We start from the raw sequence: 24432 nt of genomic DNA on the forward strand, positions 1-24432 counted from the left end.
CAACTTGCAGGCACAGTCGCGCGATCATGCGCGCAAAGCAAGATCGGGAGAGACCGCTCAGTCAGGCCGGATGATCGAGCCTGCGCCATGCTCGGTAAAGAGTTCCAGCAGCACCGCGTTTGGCGCACGACCGTCGAGAATGACGGCTGCCCGAACACCGTCCGACAAGGCCGCCAGCGCGGTTTCTGTCTTGGGAATCATGCCGCCTGCGATCGTGCCGTCCCGCGTCATTTCGCGGATTTGACCCGCCTTGAGGTCGGTCACAACCTCGCCCGCGGCATTCTTGACGCCCGATACGTCCGTCAGCAACAGCAGGCGGTCGGCCTTGAGCGCGCCGGCTATCGCACCGGCTGCGGTATCGCCATTCACGTTCAGCGTCTGCCCGTCGCGACCTGCCCCCAGCGGGGCGATCACGGGGATCATCTCCTTTTCAAAGAGATGGCGCAGGATGGTTGGGTCCATCTCGGCGGGCGATCCGACAAAGCCGAGCGACTCGTCCGCGCGGTCGCAAGTCATCAGGTTCGCATCCTTGCCGGACAGGCCCACGGCCATGCCGCCCTGGCGGTTGATTGCCTGGACAATCCGTTTGTTGACCACGCCCGACAGGACCATTTCTACCACCTCGACCGTGGCAGCATCCGTGACGCGTTTGCCGCCAACGAACTCTGACTGGATGTCGAGTTTGTCGAGCATGGCGTTGATCATCGGGCCGCCGCCGTGAACGATGACCGGGTTCACCCCGACTTGCCGCAACAAGACAACGTCGCGGGCGAAGCTTTCCATCGCCTCGTCCGAACCCATGGCGTGGCCACCCAACTTGATCACCACGATCGCGTCGTCATAGCGTTGCAGGTAGGGCAGCGCGCTGCTGAGCGTAGCTGCGGTGGCAATCCAGTCGCGGTTCATGTCCTGAGTCTTCATCCCGTGATCCCTTTCGCCCCTCCTGTTAGGGGCTTTGGGCAACGGTGCCAAGGGCGCGCTATTCCAGCGTGGCGATGATGCTGCGCAGCGTGGCGATCCCGTCGCCCTTTTCGGACGAGGTCAGCACGAGTTCCGGATAGGCAGCAGGATGGCGACCCAACGCCCGGCGGACCTGGTCGAGGACGCGATCAAGGTCCTTTTCCTTGACCTTGTCGACCTTGGTCAACACGCATTGGAAGGTGACGGCGCTGCGGTCCAGCAGGCCCATGATCTCTTCGTCCACGGCTTTCACGCCGTGGCGCGCGTCGACCAGTACAAAGGCCCGGCGCAGAGTTGATCGCCCGCCGAGATACTGCTTCAACAGCCTTTGCCATTTCTCGACCACCGACAGCGGCGCATTGGCATAGCCATAGCCGGGCAGGTCCACGAGATACAGGTCCGGTCCTTGCGTGAAATAATTGATCTCTTGCGTGCGGCCCGGTGTGTTCGACGCCCGCGCCAGCGCCTTGGTGCCGGTCAACGCATTTATCAGCGTCGATTTGCCGACGTTGGACCGGCCTGCGAAACAGACCTCCATCCGGTCAGCTGCAGGCAGGCCCGACATGGCCACGACACCCTTGAGGAACTCGGATTGGCCCGCAAACAGCTTGCGGCCCGCTTCGCGCTCGGCGTCTTCGGGCTCGGCCGCCAAGGGAAAGGGCAGGGGGCTCATTGCGGAATCACCTCGTCGCCGATTCTGATTTCGCCTCCTTCGACCACTTCGGCCTGAACGCTGAAATCCTGATGTCCCCATTCCGACAGCACCGCCAGCGTATCGGCGTCGCGCGTTCCGGTCTCGGGGTTGGCCATCGTGGCCGTGCAGCGCGTCGTACGTTCGCGCACGCGGAACAGCACCTCTCCAATGCGAATCTCGCGTCCGATCCAGTCAAACTCCTCCCAGAGCGGGAGACCGTCGAACCAGACGTTGCCACGCCAGCGGTGAATTGACAGATCCCGGCCCAGCCGACCCTCGACGGCACGGTGAGACGCCATGTTGCACAGCGTGACCGAAGGGAAATCCGCATCCGTCATCCCGCGACCCGGGACGCGCACGATCCGCGCCGAGGCCGCACGATCCGGCGGCATCAACGGCGCAACCCAATCAAGAAACAGTTGAGCCTCCCGGTCCGGCGCAAAAGTCAGGTCGGGCCTTTCGGGGTGGCTCAACGTCACCTCGTCTCCCCGCACCCGGGCCGTGATCGCCATCAGCTGCGGGACCTTGGCGATGCGGGTAAAATGCGCGCAGGGCACCCATTCGGTGCCGTCGGCGTGTGATTTCTCGTGCGCTACGGCCCAGACGCGATCGCCGGGCATGGTCTGCCCGGCGATGAAATCGGCCCGCTTCAGCGCTTCGCGGCCGTGACTCTTGATCGGATGGCGCCAGAGTCCGGTGACGGTCCCAGTCATTTACCGCTGTCCTTGGGCGTTCGCTTGAAGCCCGACTTGATGTTGCCGAACACGTCGGGCGTGTAACCCTGACTGCGCATGATCAGATACTGCTGGGTGAACGTAATCGTGTTGTTCGCTATCCAGTAGACCACCAGACCGCTGGCGAAACCGCCCAGCATGAACATGAAGACCCATGGCATCCATGCAAAGATCATCTGTTGTGTCGGGTCGGTTGGCGCCGGGTTCAGTTTCTGCTGAAGCCACATCGAAATACCCAGCAATAGGGGCAAGATTCCGATGAAGATGAGCGCCATCAGGCTCTCCGGTTCGGGCGCGGCCCACGGCAAAAGGCCGAACAGGTTGAAGATCGAGGTTGGATCAGGTGCGCTGAGGTCCTGGAACGGTCCGAACCAAGGTGCATGGCGCAATTCCAGCGTGACAAAGATCACCTTGTAGAGAGAGAAGAAGATTGGAATCTGCAGAAGGATGGGCAGGCAGCCCGCGGCTGGATTGACCTTTTCCTTCTTGTAGAGCTCCATCATGCCCTGCTGCATCTTCTGCCGGTCGTCGCCCGCCTTTTCCTTGAGTGCCTCCATCTGCGGTTGCAGTTCCTTCATCTTGGCCATCGAGACATAGGACTTGAACGCAAGGGGGAAGAGGATCGCCTTGATGATGAGCGTCAGGCCGATGATGGCCCAGCCCATGTTGCCGATCAGCAGATTCAGTTCGTGCAGCAGCCAGAAGATCGGTTTGGTCAGAAAGAAGAACCAGCCCCAGTCGATGCTGTCGACGAATTTCAGCACACCGCCGCGTTGGTATTCGCGGATGGACTCCCATTCCTTGGCGCCGGCAAACAGGCGAGTGGTAACCTCGGCGCTTTGGCCGGCTTCGACCGTCACGGTGGGAAGGACAGTTTCGGTCTGGTAAATCTTGCGTCGGTCGTCGTACTTCGCGGCGGCTCGGAACGGCGAGCCCGGCTCGGGAATGAGCGTGGTCATCCAATAATGATCGGTAAAGCCGATCCAGCCGTTTTCCTGTACTTGGAACACCTCGGCCTGCGCGCGCTCGGTCGGGTCGATCTCGAAATCGCGCATGTCGGAATAATCGATCTCTGCCAGCGTGCCGTCGGTCATACCGACCACGCCCTCGTGCAGGATGAAGAACTCCTTGAGTCCGGGCAGGTCGGCATCCTCGCCGATCCCGTGCCGCGCAAGAATACCGTATGGGGCAAGGCTTGCCGCGGCAGAGGAGGTGTTCTCGACCGACTGCGTCACGGTGAACATGTAATCCTCGTCCACCGAAAGGACCCGGCGGAAGGTCATGTTCTTGTCATTGGTCCACGAAAGCGTGACAGGGTTTTCCGGCGATAACGTTTCGCCGGCCTCTACCCGCCAGTTCGTGTTCGGTCCCGGTACGTCCTCCAGCGAGAGCCCGGCGCCCGGAGCCCAGCCATAGAGCGCATAATAGGCCGAGGGCGTGCCAACGGGTGAGAGCAATTCGACGATATCGGCATCGGGCTCAAGCGACACTTCGTAGTCTTTGAGCGAAAGCTGGTCGATACGTCCGCCGCGCAACGAAATCGAGCCGGACAGTCGGGGCGTGTCGATGGCAACGCGCGGGGCCTCGGGTTGTTCTTCGGCCGTGACAACACCCTGGCCGGAGGCATCGGACGAGGCCGCGCTGCTGGGTGCAACCGCCGTTCCGTCTTCGGACGCGGTGACGGCGGGTTGTTCCGCAGGTGGTGTCTGTTCCGGAGGTGGGAACAGCACGAACCAGACAAGGATCACCAGAAAGCTGAGCGCGGTTGCGAGGATGAGATTCTTGTTCTGATCGTCCATCGGGGACAGCCACCTTGTGCTAGCAAAGACACCGGTGGGTTCAACAGTCACGAGGCCCAAAGGTCAAGCAGATTCCCCCGGTTTCACCGGGTCAGATTGCCCGTTTCGCCTCCTGAATGCATCAGTTCATCTTGTCTGCCCGCCGATCCGGGGTGCTTCGCGTAGCTTGTCGGAATGGGACGCGATCCAGTCCAGTGTCTGTTCGAACGGCATGGGCCTGCCGATCCCGAAGCCCTGAACATGATCGCAACCTAGTTGGGCCAGCAGCGCGTGTTCCCCCACGGTTTCGACGCCCTCTGCCAGCGTCTCGAGGCCAAGCCTTTCTGCCATGGTCAGGATCGCCGCGACCATCCGCTGTTGTTCGGGGTCCCGATCGGCTTTCATAACAAAGGACCGATCGATCTTGATGCGCGATATGTCGAACCGGCGGATTGACGCGATGGAGGCATGGCCGGTGCCGAAATCGTCCAGATCCACCCGGCAACCCATCGCGCTAAGCCCCCGGATGTTGCGCGTTATGACATCGTCGGGGCCTTGCGAGAAAACGGTTTCCAGCACTTCGATAGACAGGCGGTCAGGGGTCAGTTCGAACCTGTCCAACTCCCATTGGATGCGTTGTACCAGTTCGGGGTCCCGCAATTCGTCGGCGGTAAAGTTCACGCCCACGCGGGGCACCTCCGTGCCTGCACTGTCCCACGCCTTCAGGGCGGTGAGGGCGTGATACAGCATTACTTGACCCAGTTTCTGAACCATTCCGGCCTCTTCCACGGCCGGCAGAAAGGAATCCGGGCCAAGGATCCCGCGGACCGGGTGCATCCAGCGCGCAAGTGCTTCGAACCCAGTGACACGGCCTGTATCGGTCGATATCTGCGGCTGGTAGAAGGGCAGGATCTGGCCGGTTTCCAACGCTGCCACCACCTCGTCCCGCAGGTTCGACTTTGACCTGATCTGACGGTGCATATCCGGCGAAAAGGCGCGGATCGCGGATGGGCCGTTGTCGCGCGCTTCTTTCAAGGCGACCAATGCGGCCTCTAGCCAGTCGTCGGGTTTATGTCCCGGCGCGCGACTGCTGAGACAGAACCCGACCGAGCACGAGACATAGACAGTGCTTGCATCAACCGAAATCGGATCTTCGACAGAGCTCTGGATGCGACCGGCCATCTGGATACACAGCTCCAGATCCAGTTGCCGCACCGGCGAAAGGCACACTGCGAACCGGCAATCGGTGAGCCTGGCGACGACATCGCGTTCACGAAGGGCGCCGCGGATGCGTTCGCCGCTGCGCAAAGCGACAAGGTCGCCCGTTGCCGCGCCGTGCCGCGAGATCATTTCGTGATAGTCGTCAAGTTCGATCAGGAAACATGCCGATTTGAAATCCGGGCCTTGCGCCGCGTGATGGATTTCGGTCATCGCGTTCTGGAAACCTTCCCGCAGCATCAGGCCGGTAACGGCATCGCGCGGTGTGGCATTATCCTTTGGCCATTTCCCCAATGCCCCTGCTAGTGCGAACAGCAGTGGCAGACCCAGCGATGTCATGAGCAGCGCTACTTCCCCGCCCAGCCAGAAAGCTCCTAGGGTCAGCGCCGGAAGAAAGGCAAGGATCGCCGGCCCGGTCAGGATCGGCAGGAGGCTATCGAAAACAGAACGTAACCGTATCAAGACATGGGATCCTTCAGGTTGTGCGCCGCAGAAACGCACAATCGAACCTAGGTCTTGATGTTGAGCGAGACGTTAACGCAGCTCGGGGATTTCACCTGCATTTTCATCGAATTCCGCCGACTTGCGCTCAAGCCCGGCGAAGTCGAACAACTTGGGATCAAGCAGGTGCGAGGGACGCGCATTCATCAGCGCGCGGAACATCACCTGGCGGCGTCCGGGGCTGTTGCGTTCCCAGCCATCAAGGATCTGCTTGACCTGTTGGCGCTGCAATCCGTCCTGCGAGCCGCAAAGATCGCAGGGAATGATCGGATAGTTCATTGCCGTGGCGAAGCGTTCGCAATCGGCCTCGGCCACATGTGCCAGCGGGCGGTAGACGAACAGATCGCCCTCTTCGTTCACCAGTTTCGGCGGCATCGTGGCCAGCCGTCCACCGTGAAAGAGGTTCATGAAGAACGTCTCGAGAATGTCGTCGCGGTGATGGCCCAGAACCACTGCCGAGCATCCTTCCTCGCGCGCGATGCGGTAAAGGTTGCCGCGCCGCAGTCTTGAGCAAAGTGCGCAGTAGGTCCGGCCCCGAGGCACCTTGTCCATCACCACGGAATAGGTGTCCTGGTATTCGATCCGGTGCGGAACGCCCATTTTTTCCAGGAATTCGGGCAGCACCGTTGCGGGAAAGCCGGGTTGACCCTGATCGAGATTGCAGGCCAGCAGCTCCACCGGCAGCAGGCCGCGCCATTGCAACTCGTGCAGAACGGCCAGCAAGGTATAGCTGTCCTTGCCGCCTGAGAGGCAGACCAGCCACTTCGCCCCGCGTTCGACCATGCCGTACTGCTCTACCGCCTCGCGCGTGTGGCGCACTATGCGTTTACGGAGCTTCTTGAACTCGGTCGAGCTGGGCGCACCGGCAAACAGCGGATGGATATCGTCGGCATCGTCTAACATGTTGCCCCTCTACAGCAGCCCCACGCGCCCGGCAAGCTGGGCTGCGAGGCGGTCCTAAATCGGCAAGGCAGCCACCGTCAATCCTTGGCAGGGTCTTGAGGGTCGGGCACCGGGTCATATCCGGACCTGCCCAGCGGGTGGCAGCGACCGATCCGGCGCAAGGCAAGCCAGCTCCCTTTGAAGGCGCCATGTTTTTCAAGCGCTTCCAAGGCATAGGCAGAGCAGGTGGGCTGATACCGGCAGTTGAATCCGACCCAAGGCGAGAAGATCAGGCGATAGGCCCGAACGGGCAGGGCCGCGATATGAGCGAGCGGGCTCAACGGTCCGGCCCGTGCAGCTTTACGAGTGCTCGTCGGAAGTCGGCGACCAATACCTCGTAGGGACGCGCAATCGTGTCGCCGGGTTTTCCGATCAGCACGTAATCCCACCCCGACCGGCCGACCTCGGGCAATACGGCGCGCGCAACGGCCCGTAAACGCCGTTTGGCGCGGTTGCGGGTCACGGCGTTGCCGATCTTCTTGGAGCAGGTAAATCCCACACGGATCGCTTTGGTCCCGACCGGTTCATCTGGTCCACGCGGTCGAGCCTGTACCAGCATCGACGAGGTGCCACAGCGTCTTGCGCGCGCCGCGCGCAGGAAATCGGTGCGCTTTTGCAGTACCAAGATGTCCGGCCATGACGAAACCGCCGAAGGCATGTCCCTGTTCAGGCTGATGCCTTGTGCAGGGGCCTCCGGCGGCGTCATGTGAAAGCGGTCCTGTTGCGGAGCGATTAAGCGCTCAGCGACTTGCGGCCACGTGCGCGGCGCGCGTTCAGGATCTTGCGGCCCGCCTTGGTGGCCATACGTGCGCGGAAACCGTGGCGGCGTTTGCGAACCAGGTTCGAAGGCTGATAGGTGCGTTTCATCGCTCCGTCTCCAATCTCTTGCGGTGGGGTTCGGCGCGGATTCGCCTGCCCGTCATGTCCGAAGCCCGGTCCATACTGGCAGTTCGCCTGCAAGTCAAACCCCCGGCGCGGGTTTTTCGCCGCGCCCTGAAACATTTCCAGCGCCTTGGACCGAAAAAGGTTTCAGTCCGCGCGGTTTCGGTACGCCAACCTCACGTTTCAGGGCCGGTACGATCAAGCACGCGTGAACGCCCTGTCGCATTACCTGAAAGAGGCGCATCTATGGAAGCATCAAGCGCAAAGGCAGCAAAGAAAATGACCGAACGGACCGAGCATCGAGAGGACGGCCGATTTCCCGGCTGGCTGCGCCATCTTCCGCTGGCCACGATCGTGGCGGTTGCCGTGCTGAGCTGGTTTACCCTTGGCGATTACCTGTCTTTCGAAACCCTGCGCGACAATCGCGAATCGCTGCTTGCCTATCGTGACGCGCATTACCTTTGGATGGTGGCCGGGTTCATCGCGGTGTATGTCGTGATCGTCGCCTTCTCGCTTCCCGGCGCTGCCGTTGCATCCATGACGGGCGGGTTTCTCTTCGGCCTCTGGCTAGGGACCACTTACAATGTCGTCTCTGCCACGATCGGGGCAACAGCCATTTTCCTTGCTGCCCGCTGGGGCCTCGGCAAGTCGCTGACGACGAGGCTCGAGGCGTCTGAAGGAACGATAAAACGTATAAAGAACGGCCTGCGCGACAACGAGATCGAGGTTCTCTTTCTGCTCAGGCTCGTGCCGATCGTCCCCTTCTTTGTCGCCAATCTCGTGCCCGCACTTGTCGGCGTCAGGTTCCGAAATTTCCTCGTCACGACCGCCCTTGGCATCATCCCCGGCGGGCTGGTCTATACGTGGATCGGCGTCGGGCTGGGCGGGGTGTTCGACCGCGGCGAAACCCCCGACCTGTCGCTTTTGTGGGAACCTTTCGTGATCGGGCCCATTCTCGGACTGTGTGTTTTGGCGGCCTTGCCCATCGCGATCAAGGCCCTGCGTGGAAAAAAGGGGCTCTGACCCATGGAGCGAATTGAAACGGATATCCTGGTCATCGGGGCCGGGTCGGCGGGCCTGTCTGTTGCTGCGGGCGCGGTGCAGATGGGCGCCAGCGTGACCCTGCTCGAAGGCGGTGAAATGGGCGGCGACTGCCTGAATTTCGGCTGCGTCCCGTCCAAGGCGCTAATCGCCAGCGCCAAGGTTGCCCACGCGCAGGCGCATTCTGCCGTCTTCGGGGTGCAGAGCGTGACGCCCCAAATCGATTATGCGGCGGCCAAGGACCACGTCCACGACGTCATCGCGCAGATCGCACCTGTCGACAGCCAGGACCGGTTCGAGGGTCTTGGCGTGCGCGTTATCCGGGAATATGGGCATTTCATTTCGAAGACCGAAGTCGAGGCCGGACCCTATCAAATCACAGCGCGCCGAATCGTGATCGCGACCGGTTCGTCGCCCACAGTTCCGCCAATCGAAGGGCTCGAAACCGTACCCTATCTTACCAACGAAACACTGGTCGATCTGCGTGAGAAACCCGATCACCTCTTGATCATCGGGGGCGGCCCGATCGGCATGGAGATGGCGCAGGCCCATATCCGGCTCGGCTGCAAGGTAACGGTGATCGAGGGTGACCGGGCCTTGTCCAAGGACGACCCCGAGGCGGCGGCCATCGTCCTCGACGCGCTGCGCGGTGAAGGTGTCGAGATTGTCGAAAGCGCGCAGGTGTCTCGTGTCGCAGGAGAGGCCAGCGAAGTCCGGGTCGAAACGGCGGACGGTCGGACATTCAGCGGCTCTCACCTTCTGCTGGCGGTGGGCAGGACTCCGAACATCGACCGGCTAAAGCTTGATGCTGCCGGTGTGGCAAGCACCAAGCGCGGGATCAAGGTGGATGAGAGCCTCCGCAGCACCAATCGCCGCGTCTATGCAATCGGCGATGTGGCGGGTGGTCTTCAGTTCACTCATGTTGCCGGTTATCACGCGAGTGTCGTCATCCGCTCTCTTCTCTTCGGGTTGCCGTCAAAGGCGAAGACCTCGCACATCCCCTGGGCAACCTACACCGACCCGGAACTGGCCCAGATCGGACTGACCGAGGCCCAGGCGCGCAAGACGCATGGTGATCGCCTTGAGGTCGCACGCTTCGACTACTCGCATAACGATCGCGCCATCGCCGAACGGCGCAAGACCGGGTTCATCAAGGTCATGGTCGTCAGGGGCAGGCCGGTCGGTGCGACCATCGTGGGCCACCAGGCGGGGGAGCATGCCAATCTCTGGGCGCTGGTACTGGCCAACCGCCTGAAGATGAGCCAGATTGCCGCAATGGTGTCGCCCTATCCTACGGTCGGAGAGGTGAGCAAGCGGGCGGCGGGAGCGTATTTTACCCCGCGCTTGTTCGACAACCCATGGGTGAAGCGGGTGGTCAGCCTCGTTCAGCGCTGGCTGCCCTGATCGGGAAGGACTTGAATGCTGAACTCGCTCTCGGGACGTTTCCTGATCCTGACGACCGTGTTCGTCATGCTGGCCGAGGTGTTGATCTTCGTCCCGTCCATCGCTCGTTTCCGCGAAGCTTATCTGCTGAACCGGCTGGAACGGGCGCAGATCGCATCGCTGGCCTTGCTGGCCGACGACATGCTCGCGACTGAGCTCGAGGCCGAACTGCTCGAGACCGCTGGCGTCTACAACGTCGTTCTGCGCCGCGACGAGGTGCGCCAGCTCATGCTTGCTTCGCCGGTCCCGGCCGAGATTTCCGCCACCTACGACCTGCGGATGGCCTCGCCCTGGGTTTTGGTCCGCGATGCGCTCCTGACCTTTGCCATGCCCGAGAACCGGATCATCCGGGTGATCGGCGAACCGGTACAGGAGGCCGGCATCCTGATCGAGGTCGCGATGGAGAGCGGCCCCCTGCGCATGGCCATGATCGACTATGGCCTGCGGATTCTCCTGCTGTCCCTCGTGATCTCTGTGGTCACGGCCTTCCTTCTGTTCCTGGCCGTCCGCGTTGTTCTGGTGCGTCCGATCCGCAGCGTCGTGGGGTACATGCAACGCTATGCCCAGGCGCCGGAGGATGCGCGCGGGATCATTCAACCGCGTTCCAGCGTGCGCGAGCTGCGCGAGGCCGAAGAAGCGCTGCAGATGCTGCAGATCCAGATTACCCAGGCCCTGAAACAGCGCGAGCGTCTTGCCCAATTGGGCGGCGCGGTCGCCAAGGTCAGCCATGACCTGCGCAACATTCTGACCAGCGCGCAACTCTTTACCGACCGGATCGAAGCCAGCGAAGACCCGCTTGTGCGTCGCATGGCGCCAAAACTCGTCAATTCCATAACGCGCGCCGTCTCGCTCTGCGAAAGCACACTCGCGTTTGGACGGGCCGAGGAACCAGCCCCTACACTCACCATGGTGCGCCTGCATGACCTTGCCGAGGACGTCTGCGCCAGCGAACGCCTCGCGCTTGACGAAAGTGGCATCGAGATCTTCAACGAGATCCCCGAAGGTTACGTGATGCGGGCCGATCCCGAGCAGATGTTCCGCGTCCTTCTCAACCTCGTGCGCAATGCCCGGCAGGCGCTGATGAGCACCGGTGTGCCCGGCACCGTGACGGTTCAGGCGCATGAGGACGCCGACAATTGGCGGGTTGAGGTCTGCGACACCGGTCAGGGCCTGCCACCCAAGGCGCAGGAGCATCTGTTCACGGCCTTTCAGGGAGGTGCACGCAAGGGCGGCTCCGGGCTGGGCCTCGCGATTTCGGCAGAACTGGTCCGTGGACATGGCGGCGATCTGCTGTTGCACCGGACCGGGCCGGACGGAACGGTCTTTGAAATCCGGCTCCCGAAGGGCGATCTCACTTTTTGACAAAAAACTTGTCGGATTGGGGTTGCGACTCCTTCGGGCTGGGTCTAAGTAGCGCGAACCAACGCGGACCGATAGCTCAGCTGGATAGAGTACTTGACTACGAATCAAGGGGTCGGGGGTTCGAATCCTCCTCGGTCCGCCATGGTAAACTCCTAAATCTCTAATTTACTGGTGTTTCCTTGTGGAGTGCGCGCGTCGCCACGTGGATGGGATGCCGAATTCATCCGTCGAATTCGTTGCAGGGTTTGGAAAGCCGGACCGGCCTTTTGGCTTTCCAGAAGACCCGTATCACGAGATCGCGTTGGCGAGGATGTAAAGGCCGAGCGCCAGGATGCCGATAAATAATACGCGGCGGAACTGTGCCTCGGACAAGCGCTGACGCAAATTCCGACCTGCCCACATTCCAACCAGGGACGGCACGACCGCGGCGATGGAGGCGATCCCCAACTCGGTGGACAACAAGGCGTTCGCGCCAAGCGCCACGGCGAGTGCAACCGTTGATACGGTGAACAGCAGGCCCATTGCCTGAACCAGCTGGTCGCGCGACAGCCCGATTCCCTGCAGGAACATAACGCCAGGAACGACGAACGAGCCGGTCATTCCCGTCAGGATCCCGTTCGCGGCGCCGAATGCCGCACCTGCCCATGCCTCGGCATGCGACGCGATCGCGAGACGCACGCCCGCGAGGTTGAGGCCGCCATAAGCGACGAGAGATAGCCCCAGCAACGCCGTCAGAAGATCGAGATTGACCCGTGTCAAAGCGGTTGCACCAATCCAGACGGTTGTGGTCGCCATCAGCAGGAATGGCCAGATGCGGCGCAGGATGACACGCGCATGGCCTCCCGTGGCGGCCTGGTAGACGTTCGTGATGAAGGAGGGAGCGATCAGCAGCGCCATCGCTGTCGTCAGATCTAGCGCGACTGTCAGCAAGCCGAGGCTGACCGTTGGCAGGCCAAGGCCGATGAGGCCTTTCACGCCACCTGCAAGCAGGAAAGTGGTCGCGATGGCAAGGATCATGAGGATGTCGGCCATTTCGACACCCTTACACCATGGGCCGACGCCTGGGTAGATAAGCGCCCCCGCGTATCGTTCTTTCCGCGCGGTCCGAACACGCAATTGAAGCACCACGGGCGGTTACCCCGTGGTGCTTTCATGTGTTCAGGCGAAGGACACGCCGTTTTCTGCCATCGGCAGTTCCGCGATCCGCAGATCAAGCTGCGCGATGGCGTTGGCCAAGGCAGGTGCTGCCGGGGGCGTTCCTGGCTCGCCAATTCCCGTAGGAGCTTCGGCGGAAGCCACGATATGGGTTTCGATACTCTTGATGTCGGAGATGCGAAGCACTTCGTAATCGGGAAAGTTGAACTGCTCCACCGCTCCGCCATCAAGCGTGATCCGCTCGCGCATCGCATGACCGATGCCATAGCCGATCGCGCCTTCGGTCTGGGCGCGTACGATGTCCGGGTTGACGGCAATTCCGCAATCCACGGCCGCGGTGATCTTTTCGATCTGTACGCCGTCATCGGGGTTCCCCGAGATCTCGACCACTTCGGCAACGTAGGACCCAAAGGACTTGTGAACGGCGATACCCTGAACATTGCCGGCGGCGGGTTGTCCCCAGTTCGCCTTCTCGGCAACCAATTTCAGCACGCCCGCCTTGCGCTCCGCGTCTTTTCCGCCCCCTTCGAGATACGCCAGGCGGAACTCGACCGGGTCACGACCGGCTGCCCGGGCTGCCATGTCCATCATCACTTCCATTACATAGGCCGTGTGCGTATGACCCACCGAGCGCCACCACAGGACCGACGTGGCCTTCTCGATGTCTGTCAGGCCAACAGCCATATTCGGAATGGTGTAAGGGTTGTCGGCAAGCCCTTCGACCGTGGAGTGGTCGATCCCGTCGCGAACGGCCATCGCCTCGAAGGCGGTGCCTTTCATGATCGACTGGCCGGCGACCTGGTGTTCCCACCCGATGATGTTCCCCTCGGCGTCAAGACCAACGCGCACCTTGTGGCCCGTAGCCGGCCGGTAATAACCGCCCCGGACATCGTCTTCCCGATCCCAGACCAGTTTCACCGGGCGGGAGCGATCCGTCATGGCAAAGGCAAGGCCGGCTTCGACCTGGTAATCCGCATCGGGCGTCGCGCGGCGGCCGAAAGATCCTCCGGCCAGCATGGTCTTGATGTGGATCTTTTCAGGCGGCAATTCAAAGATTTGCTGATAGGCCATGTGCGGACCCGTCGGCATTTGCGCGCCGTCATGCAGCACGATATCGCCCTCGGCCGTCTGCTCTACGGTGCAGTTCAGAGGTTCCATCGGGGTATGGGCCAACAGGGGGAAGTAGAACGTTTTCTCGACGACTGTCGCCGCGCCGTCGACCGCTGTGCTGACGGATGCCCGATCCGCCTCGTTGACGTTGTAAACCGGTGCAGCATCCAGCGCGGCAAGAACTTCGTCCCGGATCTGGGCAGAAGAGCGCGCTTCGGCGCCCGACATGTCCCATTCCACCTCTACGGCGTTTCGGGCTTGCATCGCGGCCCAGGTGTTTTCGGCATAAACGGCCACGCCATGTTTCGTCGGCAACGGCATCGCCATGATGAAGCCCTTGACCTCTTTCGCGGCGCTGTCGTCAACGCTGACGACCAGGCCACCGCGCTGGGGCGTACGCTTGATCATGACGACCATCTGGTTCGGCAGTTGCACATCCATCGCGAACTTGGCCCGCCCGTTGACCTTGACCGGGCTATCAAGACGGCGCGTTTTCTCGTTGCCGATGATCTTCCACTCGGACGGGTCGCGCAGTCGCGGGTTCTCTGACGGCGCAAAACTCGCCGCGGCGGATACGAACTCGCCCAGCGGCGCAGATCTGCCACTGCCAACAACCATTCCATCCTGAATGTCCAGCGACGAGGCATCCGCGCCCCAGGCATCAGCGGCAGCCTTGATCAGCATCTCGCGCGCATTCGCGCCGGCAGTTCGATACTGCATCCAGGAATTGGCCATTGCAGTCGAACCGCCGGTGCCCTGAAAGGGACCGAAGAACAGGTTGTTGTAAAGCTCGGGGTTTGATGGCGCGAACTCGAACCCTATCTGTTCCATGGTCACGCCAAGCTCTTCGGCGATAAGGGTAGACAGACCCGTTGCCGGCCCCTGACCCTTTTCGAAATGCTTGATGATGGCGACGACGTTGCCGTCACTGTCGATTTTCACGAACGGGTTCAGCATCGCGTCGGCACGGCCGGACGCTGCCGCGGCTCCATTCGCATTCGCCCCGACATAGAGAACCGTGGTGGCTGCGGCCGCGCTTTTCAGGAAGCCGCGGCGAGAAATATTCGTTGTCATGCTACTCAAGCCTCCAGGATTTCTGCTGCGCGCAAAACACCGGCGCGGATCCGTTGGTAGGTTGCACAGCGGCAGGCGTTGCCATGCATGTAGTCGTCTACGTCTTGTGCGGTGGGGTTCGCATTCTCACGCAGCAGCCCGACCGCGTTCATGATCTGCCCGGACTGGCAATAGCCGCATTGCACGACATCGAGTTCGAGCCATGCCTGCTGCACTGCGGCTCCGACCTTGTCGTCTTCCATCTTTTCGATCGTCGTGATCTCGGCGCCTTCGACATCCTCGATATAGGTCTGGCAAGAGCGTACGGGCTGACCGTCCATATGAACGGTGCACGCGCCGCAAGAGGCAACGCCGCATCCGAATTTCGTTCCGGTCAGCTTCAGTTCGTCCCGGATTACCCACAGCAAGGGCGTGCCCGGTTCGGATTCAACGGTATGCGTTTGACCGTTCAGTTTCAGTGATATTGCCATGGCTTTTTGGCTTTCCCATTTTTTGTGAAAACAAATGTCGTTCGAAGGGACCGTTTCCGCTCGAACGGGTTTGATGACTCGGTCACTGGCCACAACGCCGTAATGCCGAAGGACATAGCCCCCAAATCGATTTTTCCATCCCTCGTGTCGCTGAAATCAGGGCGTTCTGTCGGGGGCAAACCCGTCCGGTCACAAACCCAGCTGCGACTTCAGCCCGCTGATGAAGGTTTCGTCGTCCAGTGCCTTTCGGTTGTTCAGCAATTCGACTGCGTCCTCGCCTGCGCGATAGCGCAGCGTGTTGGTTCCATCGGTGACAGAGGCCCATATCACCTCGGCCACAACGCTTGGCGCGGATGCGCGGGATGCCATTTCCTCGCTCCCCCAGGCACCGAACAGCGCTTGGACGACCGGCTGGTATTCCGCCATTTCTTCATCGTTGACGAAGTCGAAGGACCGGCCGCCGAAATCGGTGGCGATCATGCCGGGCTCGATGATCTTGACCTTGATGCCCGCGGCTTCGAGTTCATAGTGCAGAGCCTCGGAAATACCTTCCACGGCGAACTTCGTGCCGTGATACAGCGCCCCGAGCGGAAAGGTCATCTGACCACCGATCGACGAGATGTTGACGATGGTGCCGGAGCGATTGGTGCGCATATGTGGAAGGATGGCCTTGGTGGTCTCGATCAGGCCGATGACGTTCGTGTCGAACTGTCTCCGGATACGGTCCATCGGAAACGCCTCAAGCGGACCGTAGGCACCATACCCGGCATTGTTCAGCAAAACGTCGATCTTGCCGAATTTCTCGATACCGGCCGTCGTTGCCGCCCCGATCGATGCGGCATCCGTCACGTCGAGGCGCGTGACGAGGATATTGTCTTGACCGGTCAGGTCCTCTTCCTTCTCCGGCGAGCGCATCGTCGCAACGACGTTCCATCCGCGGGCCGCAAACAGCTTTGCCGTTTCCTTGCCGATGCCAGAGGATGCACCAGTAATCAGAATGGTCTGGGTCATGTTGGGGAACTCCCTGTCTCGTGCTTTTCCAATCTAGCATCGCGTCCCGTTCCGGCCTTGCCTGATCCTCCGAATGATCTGCCTATTCCTCCGAGGCATCCTTCTTTCATGTTCCACGAAACGGCCATTCGCCTATATTTGGCGGACGAAGGAGATGACCCCATGGTGCCAGAAAGTCTGATCAGCGATGTTTTCCGTCATGTCGAAAAAGCCGGCGGGCTGGGTATAGGCTGCGAAACTGGCGTCGACGGGCTTTTTGCAGTCGCCAATGTGCAGACAACCGAATGCACGGCATCTTTCTACGAACCGATCATGTGTCTCGTGCTTCAGGGGGCCAAGGAGGCCTGCATGCGCGATCGCATCGTCCGCTACGGGGCGGGCGACGTTCTGATCGTCAGTCATGCCATCCCGGTTGAGGCGGCCGTGATCCGGGCCAGCCCTTCGGAACCCTATGCCGCGCTCGCACTGCAGCTGGACCTTGCGCTTGCCCGCAGTCTTTATGACGAGATCGGCGATGTAGGCGAAACCCAAGACAGCCTGCACTCCCTCGATGCAGCAGCCTCCGACGCCGCATTGATCGACGCCATGCATCGCTTGTTCCTTCTTTCCAAGGATCCTGTCGAGGCGCGCGCACTTGCACCGCTGGTGCTCAAGGAGATCCACTTTCGCCTCTTGCGTGCGCGGCATGGGGGCATGTTGCGGCAGCTGTTGCACCACGATAGCCCGGCAAGCCGAATATCGAAGACCATCGCCACCATTCGCGGCAACTACAAAACGAACATCGCGGTTGCCGAACTGGCTGCGGAATGCGGGATGAGCCTTTCTGCCTTTCATGAGCATTTCAAGTCGGTGACAGCCACCACCCCGCTGCAATACCAAAAGGAGCTCCGCCTTCTCGAAGCACGCAGGCTGTTGTCGTCCAGCGGGCTCTCTGTGGCGGCGGCCGCCTACGAGGTCGGGTACGAAAGCCCGACGCAGTTCAGCCGTGAGTTTTCGAGAAAGTTCGGCCTGTCCCCGAAAAGCCAGAAATCCGAGGCAAGGTCACTGGCCGGGTAGGGCGCTTTCAGCTCCGGTACCCACCGCGCGCATCGTGCAACTTTGCACGGTTCGGGCTGCGTACCCGATCGAAACCGCTGTTTTTCTGTCCGAAAAGGCTGGCAATTCACTGGCTTCGTAACAAGATCGTGGGAAAGACGCATCGGGGGGAGCCATGCGGACACTGCTCGTCGAAGATCATCCTGCCTTGGCCGAGGCAATCGCCGGTGGCCTTGCGCGCGCAGGTTTTGCCACCGACCTTGCCGGGTCCGTGGCAGAGGCGCGCGAAGCGGTAGACACCACGCAGTACGATCTCACGATCCTCGATCTGGGCCTGCCAGACGGCAGCGGGCTTGACCTGCTGAAAGAGTGGCAGGATCGCGGTGCCTTTCCCACAATCATCCTGACGGCCCGCGGCGCTCTCGGGGACCGGATCGCTGGCCTCGACAGCGGCGCCGACGATTACATCGTGAAGCCGGTCGAGATCCCGGAACTTGTCGCGCGATGCAGGGCCATACTCCGCCGTCCGGGCAACCGTGCCAGCGTCGTGCTGTCGGCTGGCTGCGTTCGTGTCGATACCGCCAGCCGCGAAGCCCACTGCAACGACGTAGCTCTGAACCTCGGTCGACGCGAACTCAGCCTGCTTGAGGTGCTGATCCGCAGGCAAAACAGGGTGGCACCGCGCACCGCGCTCGTAGAGGCGCTTTACGACCGGGACATGGAGGTTACGCCTAACGCGGTCGACGCAGCCGTATCCCGCTTGCGGCGTGCGCTTGTCGATGCAGGCGCCAACGTGACGCTGAAAACCATCCGGGGGGTCGGTTGGATGCTGACGGTGACGGAAGAATGAGTAAACCGGGCCGTCGCCGCGGGCTGCAAGCCATCCTTACAAGCCAACTGCTGACCATTGCGTTGCTTGTCATTACCGCAAACCTCGTTTTCGTTGCGGTTTTCGATGCGTCTGACCGCAGCGCGTTGTTCATCGATCTTGCGCGCCGCGAATTGCTGCGTCTCGAATCTGTTTTCCTGGCCAACGATCAAAACGCCGACACACTCGTCGCTGCGATTGACGGGATTTATGACGCGCATCCGGACGCGTACGCATTCGCCGTTATGGCACCCGATGGAACGGTGCTGAACGGGAAGAATATCGCGTTGATCCCGCCTGATCTGCTTCGGCCAGGGGCATTTGCGACCGATTGGCTGGCGTGGCCGAACGGCACGGCCGCGATGCCGGTGATCGCTTCGCACTCGGTCCAGGGTACTGAGCCCGTGGTCAGCCTGTTTTTCCTGATGGCGAGTGATCCTGCTGGCTTGCTGGGGAACGAGATACTGGACGAGTTCCAGGGTCACGTCTGGCTGCCTCTGCTTCCCATCGCGATTCTGTTGATCGGCGGAACCTTGCTGATCGTGCGCCGCGCCCTCAGGCCCGTATCACAGGCGGCGGCCTGGGCGCGGGCGATCCGCCCGGGAAATCCGTTGCCGCCCTATGCGTTGGAAAACGCGCCGGCCGAAATCGACGACCTGACCAAAGCGGTGCGTCGGAGCATCGAAAGGCTTGATGACGAGCTGAATGCCGAGCAACGCCGCGCTGCCGAAGCCGCGCATGCTCTGCGAACTCCCGTCGCGGTTCTCGTCGCACGACTGGACGAACTGCCCAAGGACCCCGAATTCGACACGCTCCGAAGCGATGTCCGCACCCTTTCGCGAACCGTCACGCAATTCCTGTCATCATCCGGGGCCGACCGGTTGGAAGTTCCGGAAAACGCACGCGCCGACCTCTCTGTCGTCGCCGAGCGCGTCGTTGCCGAACTCTTCCCGTTTGCCGAGACTGAAAAATCGGAAATCGTCCTGACCGGAAACCATACACCGGTCACGGTTCGCGGAGCCGAAGATGCCATCGCCCTCGCTTTGACCAACCTGATCGAGAACGCGCTCAGCCATGGCGGCCGCGGTCTGGTCGAAGTCATGGTCGGTCCGGGTCCAAAGCTTACGGTGCGCGACCATGGGCCGGGTCTGCCTCCTGCGTCCGACGGCGACCTTTTCGAGCCGTTTCGCCGCGGGATGCGCGCCCCGCGCGGTGGTGCCGGCCTCGGACTAGCTATCGTCGACCGCATCCAGCGCGCCCATGGCGGCACGGTCGAGGCGGCAGACGCCCCGGATGGCGGTGCTGTATTCTGCCTGACTTACGTTTCGGCCTGAATTCTCCAGTCTCGTCAGACTCCAGTCAGAGAAGACCAGCATTTGTCGTGTCATAGATGGCCGACCGATTCCCGGTCGTGCCGAATCCACTGGAGATCGCGACATGGACATTTACGGCACCAACGGCAACGACACACTGACGGGCACCAATCTGCGGGACGACATCGTCGGTCGGGCAGGCAATGACATTCTTTTCGGGCTGGCAGGCAATGACGACCTGTATGGCGAGGCAGGCAACGACACGCTTGAGGGTGGTGCCGGGAACGATGACCTGTACGGCGGCACAGGGAACGATATCCTCGACGGAGGGTCCGGAAACGACGAAATGAACGGTGGAACAGGGAGCGACACCTTTATCTTCGGTTCCGGTCGGGACACGATCGAGGGTTTCTCGAGCGAGGATCGGATCGAACTTGATGCCAGCTATGGCGTGTCCGACTTCGCGGCCCTGATGGCGTTGGCCCGGTCTGTGGAAGGCGGAGACAGCACCCTGCTTGACTTCGGCATGGGCAACAGCCTGTTGCTTGAGGATGTCCGCATCGGGCAATTGTCGGCCGATCAGTTCGGTCTGGCTGCCGTACCGTCGCCTCCACCACCATCGCCCGCCCCGATGCCCGGCGGCGCAACGTCCGGAAACGACATCCTGAACGGCACTGCTGGAGACGACTATCTCGACGGGCTGGGAGGCAATGATGTCATTCGCGGACTTGGCGGAAATGACGATTTGGACGGCGGGAACGGTAACGACCGCCTGTTCGGTCAGGCGGGCAATGACGACCTCGATGGCGACAACGGGAACGACCGCCTTGCCGGAGGGAATGGCAATGACGACCTCGATGGCGGCGAGGGCAATGATACGCTGCTGGGCGGATCCGGGCGAGATCACCTCGATGGCGAAGGCGGCAATGATCGTTTGCTTGGCGGCGGTGGAAACGATGACCTCGATGGCGGCACAGGCAACGACGTCCTGATCGGCGGAGCCGGGCGCGACCATCTCGACGGTGGCGAAGGGCAAGACCGGGCGTCTTATTTCGATGCCCAGACGGGCGTCTTTGCCAGCCTGAACAATTCTGGCAACAACACCGGGATCGCTTTTGGCGACAGGTACGACAGCATCGAGGATCTCTACGGATCGAGGTTCGACGACTCGCTTTACGGCGACCACGAAGACAACGAGATCATCGGCGACCGTGGCAACGACGTGCTCTGGGGCTGGGATGGAGACGATTTCATCAACGGCATGTGGGACAACGACACCATCGCCGGGAACAAGGGCGACGACACCCTTCGCGGCGGGCTCGGAGAAGACGTGTTCCAGTTCTGGTCGGGCAATGGTGACGACACGATCGTAGATTACACTGATGGTGTCGACAGGATTCAGTTCGTGACCGGCGCATCCGATTTTGGCGTGCTGACCATCACCCAGGTCGGGGCCGATGTGCACATCGACTATGGCGCTGGGGATCAGATCATCCTGATCTCCGAGACAGCGGCCAACCTGACGGCCGGCGACTTCATCTTCTGATCGAATGACACGGAACGCGGACGGCTCCGGATGTTCCAGGGCCATTTGATCGGGATCAGGCACACAACTTTCGGCCGAGGCGCGTGATACTGGACTGCGGAATGGCGGCTCAGCACTCGGCCGACAGAGAGGCCGCTGCCCGAACCATGATGGAATGAAAATGCCCCGGTCCTGAGCAACAGGACCGGGGCGCTTTGTTTCAGTGTTCGGCTGAAAGATCAGACAAAAATCATTTCGTCGGCCGGAAGCTCATAGCCGGTGAACAGGCCCGCGCTTTCAAAGGCCAGCCCCGCCACGTCTTCCAGCAGGTGGTCGATTTCGTTGTCAAAGCTCTGCTCCTCCTGCGCGATGAACTCGACCGTCGCAACGCTGCCGTCATCCGTCAGGTCGGTCTGCCGCAGAACGGCGGGGTTGAACCCGTTGTAGGAGGACAGGATCGCCGCGACGAGCGGGTCGGTGCCGACAGCCGCGTCCAGCGTGACAGCGCCACCGACATGGTCCACCGCATCCTCGGCAAAGAACGCCTGACCGTCGAGACCGTCGCCCCAGTCGATGAGGCCCGATGCATCGGCACTTTCGATGGCGACCCAGCCCAGCACCTCTTGGTTGTGCCAGTTCTCGTTGTTTTCCTGTTCCTGCAGGCGAACCTCGAACCCGTCCTCGGTGATGTTGCGGGTCCGGGCAAAGGCCCAGTCGGCACCGTTGTTGGTCTGCAACTGAACCAGAACGATCGGGGCCGATGCGAAATCCGCCGTGAAGGAGATCTGGTCGAACACGTCCAGTTCGTGGCCACCGATCGCGGTCGTGCCGACCTCGACCTTGCTGCCGTCCATCAGGCTCCAGACACCTTCCTCGAAGGTCACCATGGCTACGTCCTCGGGCACGTGGACGCGGTCGAGGTAGTTCGGCTCATCGACAAAGGCCGTGACGCCGGTCTCGGTCACTTCGCTGATCTGAACCGTGGCGGCATTCCAGCCGTTGTAGGTGGGCGCCGTCATGAACACGACGGGGTTCTCGAACACGGTGCCGTCCTGGTAGGTGATGGTCGCACCATCGCTGTCCAGACCGATCACTTCCTGAACCGAACCGATGGTCTCGATCGCCGCGTATTCGATTTCAAGCTGCATGTCGTAGAGCTTTGCCGAGTCCTGGCGGTCGCCCTTGACGTAAACGGCCGTATCGAATGCGTTATGCGTCAGGTTCATGCCGTTTGGCGACACTGCCGACAGGATCGGACCGGTCGGCATCGCATCGCCCGAGCCAAGCAGGCTTCCGCTACCGTCATTCACCTTTGACCAGCCTTCGTCGATGATGCCGTCGCCGTTCTCGTCAAGGCGCCCGGCGTCCACGAACATCCAGCCCGAACTGTGGGCGAGGGGAGATTCACCCTCCCAGTCAAGCAGGTTCAGCGTCGTGATGGTCTCTTCGCCGGTTTCGTACTTGATGTTGTCGCGCTGATACGGCGGCTTGGAGTTTTCCTGAACTGGCACTTCCAGACCCGGCAGATCCTGCCCGAACTTGTTCGGGGTCAGACGCCAGCGTGGACCCGAGACCAGGAATTCATCGTCGAAGCCCGCGGCCTCGGCCTCTTCGCGCGAGCGGAAGCTTTCATAGACGAAAACGTTCGGGTTGTTGCGCGCATAGGCGCTGTCATCGAGGTAGGACCACTCGAAAGGCTCACGGTCGACACTCGTGTACCACGCGTCGGTAAAGCCTTCGTGCATGTCTTCGGAGGAGAAGGTCAGATCGGCGGCCTCTGCCATGGTGGCAAGCGACTCGTCCTTGAGAACGGTGCCGATGAAATTGCCGTCCGCGTCCTCGTTCCGGTAACCGACGAAATTGCCGTCAATGTCCAGAACCGGCGTTCCGCCGACCCAGGGATCAACGCTGCCGAACTCGTCCAGCTTGAAGTAGCTGGGCAGGAAAGTGCCTTCGCCATTGTAACTGTCGACCGGCGAGACCCACAGGGTGTTCGACGGGTCGTCGGGGTCCTGGATGATGACATGCGCGGGCAGGCGGCCAATCGCCGCTTCGTTCTCGTAGTCCTCCGGGCGCACCTGGTCGTTGGGGTTGTTCGTGATGTCATGGTGGATCACAAGGTCCGCACGCGTGACGATGAACCCCTTGCCGCCATTTTCATGCGCGTCGGAGACGCCGTTTTCGTCGATATCTGCGGTCCATTCTTCCGGCAGGTCCATGTTGACTTCCATCCGGATGTCATTGGGGCGCTTCACCGCCTCGCCGAACCTGTAAAGCAGCTTGCCGTCATCCTTGACCGTGACCGAGAAGTCCTGGCTGTAGGCGATGTCGTAGTTCACCGTCGACTCGTTGGGCTCAATGATATCGGTCACGTCCGCCGTGCCGCCGAACCCGTTGAGGAAACCGTCGACCACGTCCGCCTCGCCATCGAGGTCCAGATCGACGCCACCGACGGTGATCGCTTCGGGTACGCCATCTCCGTCAGTGTCGGCATTGATCGCCACGGACAGCGTGTGGAACTCGTCATTGACCCCATCCCGGTCAAGGTCGAGATCGGTGTAGCTCTGCGGATTGGTGCCGCCGTCTTCGTTGTCGATCGCGCGTTGCAGCGCCTCGGTCAACTCTTCGACATAGATGTCATGCTTGACACCCTCTTCGAATGCGCCGTCAACGCCGGTCGGGCGCAGATCGCGCAAGCGCAGATCGTTGTCGAGGGGACGCAGGGCGCTGTCATCGCCGGGATAGCGCTGATCCGACAGGATCTGGGCCAGCGTGCTGTAATGCTCGGTCGAGGCCTTCACCAGCGTGCCGCCAAGGCCCAGGGACCACGTGCCGAGCGGTGCGCCCGACTTGAAAACACTCGTCGGCGAATTGCGGACGGACAATCCGGTCACCAGTGTCGGATCGGTTTCATCGTAGATGTTGCCGGCAAAGCCTTCGCCGAAATCACCGTCCCAGACCTTTTGCTCGGCGCCGACGAAATCCTCCACGTAAAAGCCGAACTCGCTGTCGATCGCCGACAGTACGTTACCGTCCTTGTCGATGTACTGGGCAACGTCCGACCCGTCAGTATCGATGAAAGTAGGGTTGTCGGCATAGGTCACGCCGGAAAAAGTACCCGTGATATCATCGAGGCTGAAAGTATGCAGCGCAGATGAATAATTTGTCGCCATTTCGTTTCACTCCCAATCAAATGACTGATGAAGGAATGACGCCCGACCTTGCCCCCCCGGGGTGTCGTAGCGACATCGTGTCCCTCATCCTTTCAATTGTAAGTAAATTCCAAATTCAAAACTTGATATATGTCAAATTTTGC

The 24432-nt window shown here is 61.2% G+C and carries 21 protein-coding genes and 1 tRNA gene; 8 read left to right on the top strand and 14 right to left on the bottom strand.

Translation table 11 applies throughout. From position 1 onward, the window contains the following. Positions 1 to 57: 57 nt before the first annotated feature. The 9 genes from argB to rpmH form a co-directional block, all read right to left on the bottom strand. Positions 58 to 921: an acetylglutamate kinase gene (gene argB, locus ACFORG_RS12555; RefSeq protein WP_386735879.1), complete on the bottom strand. Its 864-nt coding sequence runs from the start codon at positions 919 to 921 to the stop codon at positions 58 to 60. Positions 922 to 979: 58 nt separating this feature from the next. After that, on the bottom strand, positions 980 to 1633 hold the full coding sequence (gene yihA, locus ACFORG_RS12560; RefSeq protein WP_386735880.1) for a ribosome biogenesis GTP-binding protein YihA/YsxC: 654 nt from the start codon (positions 1631 to 1633) through the stop codon (positions 980 to 982). Beyond that, positions 1630 to 2367: an MOSC domain-containing protein gene (locus ACFORG_RS12565; RefSeq protein WP_386735881.1), complete on the bottom strand. Its 738-nt coding sequence runs from the start codon at positions 2365 to 2367 to the stop codon at positions 1630 to 1632. Before ACFORG_RS12565 ends, yihA begins: the two co-directional genes overlap by 4 nt. After that, on the bottom strand, positions 2364 to 4187 hold the full coding sequence (yidC, locus tag ACFORG_RS12570) for a membrane protein insertase YidC (RefSeq protein WP_386735882.1): 1824 nt from the start codon (positions 4185 to 4187) through the stop codon (positions 2364 to 2366). The genes ACFORG_RS12565 and yidC overlap by 4 nt, the downstream gene beginning before the upstream one ends. A gap of 126 nt (positions 4188 to 4313) precedes the next feature. After that, complete coding sequence (locus tag ACFORG_RS12575; protein ID WP_386735883.1) at positions 4314 to 5846, bottom strand: putative bifunctional diguanylate cyclase/phosphodiesterase; 1533 nt, start codon at positions 5844 to 5846, stop codon at positions 4314 to 4316. 72 nt (positions 5847 to 5918) lie between these two features. After that, complete coding sequence (ttcA, locus tag ACFORG_RS12580; RefSeq protein ID WP_386735884.1) at positions 5919 to 6788, bottom strand: tRNA 2-thiocytidine(32) synthetase TtcA; 870 nt, start codon at positions 6786 to 6788, stop codon at positions 5919 to 5921. 77 nt (positions 6789 to 6865) lie between these two features. Continuing rightward, positions 6866 to 7108 carry a membrane protein insertion efficiency factor YidD gene (gene yidD / locus ACFORG_RS12585; RefSeq protein ID WP_386735885.1) on the bottom strand — a complete coding sequence of 81 codons (243 nt, stop codon included), beginning with the start codon at positions 7106 to 7108 and terminating at the stop codon, positions 6866 to 6868. Continuing rightward, positions 7105 to 7533: a ribonuclease P protein component gene (gene rnpA, locus ACFORG_RS12590; protein WP_386735886.1), complete on the bottom strand. Its 429-nt coding sequence runs from the start codon at positions 7531 to 7533 to the stop codon at positions 7105 to 7107. Before rnpA ends, yidD begins: the two co-directional genes overlap by 4 nt. Positions 7534 to 7559: 26 nt before the next feature. Beyond that, on the bottom strand, positions 7560 to 7694 hold the full coding sequence (gene rpmH, locus ACFORG_RS12595; protein ID WP_005980833.1) for a 50S ribosomal protein L34: 135 nt from the start codon (positions 7692 to 7694) through the stop codon (positions 7560 to 7562). Between the two features lie 294 nt (positions 7695 to 7988). On the opposite strand from rpmH, the gene ACFORG_RS12600 reads away from it, so the two are divergent. From ACFORG_RS12600 to ACFORG_RS12615, 4 genes are all read left to right on the top strand, one after another. Then, entirely contained in the window at positions 7989 to 8732 is a 744-nt protein-coding gene (locus tag ACFORG_RS12600) for a TVP38/TMEM64 family protein (RefSeq protein WP_386735887.1), read from the top strand. 3 nt (positions 8733 to 8735) lie between these two features. Further along, positions 8736 to 10154, top strand: a complete 1419-nt coding sequence (locus ACFORG_RS12605) for a dihydrolipoyl dehydrogenase family protein (protein WP_386735888.1) — start codon at positions 8736 to 8738, stop codon at positions 10152 to 10154. Between the two features lie 15 nt (positions 10155 to 10169). Then, positions 10170 to 11555: a sensor histidine kinase gene (locus ACFORG_RS12610; RefSeq protein WP_386735889.1), complete on the top strand. Its 1386-nt coding sequence runs from the start codon at positions 10170 to 10172 to the stop codon at positions 11553 to 11555. 65 nt (positions 11556 to 11620) lie between these two features. After that, positions 11621 to 11697 (top strand) — tRNA-Arg (locus ACFORG_RS12615). 146 nt (positions 11698 to 11843) lie between these two features. Here ACFORG_RS12615 and ACFORG_RS12620 read toward each other — a convergent pair. The 4 genes from ACFORG_RS12620 to ACFORG_RS12635 all read right to left on the bottom strand — a co-directional run bounded on the left by ACFORG_RS12620 (position 11844) and on the right by ACFORG_RS12635 (position 16375). Beyond that, positions 11844 to 12587: a sulfite exporter TauE/SafE family protein gene (locus ACFORG_RS12620; RefSeq protein WP_386735890.1), complete on the bottom strand. Its 744-nt coding sequence runs from the start codon at positions 12585 to 12587 to the stop codon at positions 11844 to 11846. Between the two features lie 126 nt (positions 12588 to 12713). Next, positions 12714 to 14894 carry a xanthine dehydrogenase family protein molybdopterin-binding subunit gene (locus tag ACFORG_RS12625; RefSeq protein ID WP_386735891.1) on the bottom strand — a complete coding sequence of 727 codons (2181 nt, stop codon included), beginning with the start codon at positions 14892 to 14894 and terminating at the stop codon, positions 12714 to 12716. Between the two features lie 5 nt (positions 14895 to 14899). Continuing rightward, on the bottom strand, positions 14900 to 15364 hold the full coding sequence (locus tag ACFORG_RS12630; protein WP_386735892.1) for a (2Fe-2S)-binding protein: 465 nt from the start codon (positions 15362 to 15364) through the stop codon (positions 14900 to 14902). Between the two features lie 189 nt (positions 15365 to 15553). After that, positions 15554 to 16375 carry an SDR family oxidoreductase gene (locus tag ACFORG_RS12635; protein WP_386735893.1) on the bottom strand — a complete coding sequence of 274 codons (822 nt, stop codon included), beginning with the start codon at positions 16373 to 16375 and terminating at the stop codon, positions 15554 to 15556. 162 nt (positions 16376 to 16537) lie between these two features. On the opposite strand from ACFORG_RS12635, the gene ACFORG_RS12640 reads away from it, so the two are divergent. The 4 genes from ACFORG_RS12640 to ACFORG_RS12655 all read left to right on the top strand — a co-directional run bounded on the left by ACFORG_RS12640 (position 16538) and on the right by ACFORG_RS12655 (position 21137). Beyond that, positions 16538 to 17431, top strand: a complete 894-nt coding sequence (locus tag ACFORG_RS12640; protein ID WP_386735894.1) for an AraC family transcriptional regulator — start codon at positions 16538 to 16540, stop codon at positions 17429 to 17431. A gap of 154 nt (positions 17432 to 17585) precedes the next feature. After that, the gene (locus ACFORG_RS12645) at positions 17586 to 18260 is read left to right on the top strand and encodes a response regulator transcription factor (RefSeq protein WP_386735895.1); all 675 of its coding nucleotides are present in this window, start codon (positions 17586 to 17588) and stop codon (positions 18258 to 18260) included. Continuing rightward, entirely contained in the window at positions 18257 to 19612 is a 1356-nt protein-coding gene (locus tag ACFORG_RS12650) for a sensor histidine kinase (protein WP_386735896.1), read from the top strand. The genes ACFORG_RS12645 and ACFORG_RS12650 overlap by 4 nt, the downstream gene beginning before the upstream one ends. A gap of 103 nt (positions 19613 to 19715) precedes the next feature. Further along, positions 19716 to 21137, top strand: coding sequence for a calcium-binding protein (locus tag ACFORG_RS12655; protein ID WP_386735897.1), 1422 nt, complete (start codon positions 19716 to 19718; stop codon positions 21135 to 21137). A gap of 218 nt (positions 21138 to 21355) precedes the next feature. Here the strand turns inward: ACFORG_RS12655 and ACFORG_RS12660 are convergent, their stop codons facing one another. Further along, positions 21356 to 24289, bottom strand: a complete 2934-nt coding sequence (locus tag ACFORG_RS12660; RefSeq protein WP_386735898.1) for an H-type lectin domain-containing protein — start codon at positions 24287 to 24289, stop codon at positions 21356 to 21358. Between the last annotated feature and the right edge of the window lie 143 nt (positions 24290 to 24432).

This window comes from Lutimaribacter marinistellae, assembly GCF_042648365.1.
GTDB classification, from domain to species: domain Bacteria; phylum Pseudomonadota; class Alphaproteobacteria; order Rhodobacterales; family Rhodobacteraceae; genus Lutimaribacter_A; species Lutimaribacter_A marinistellae.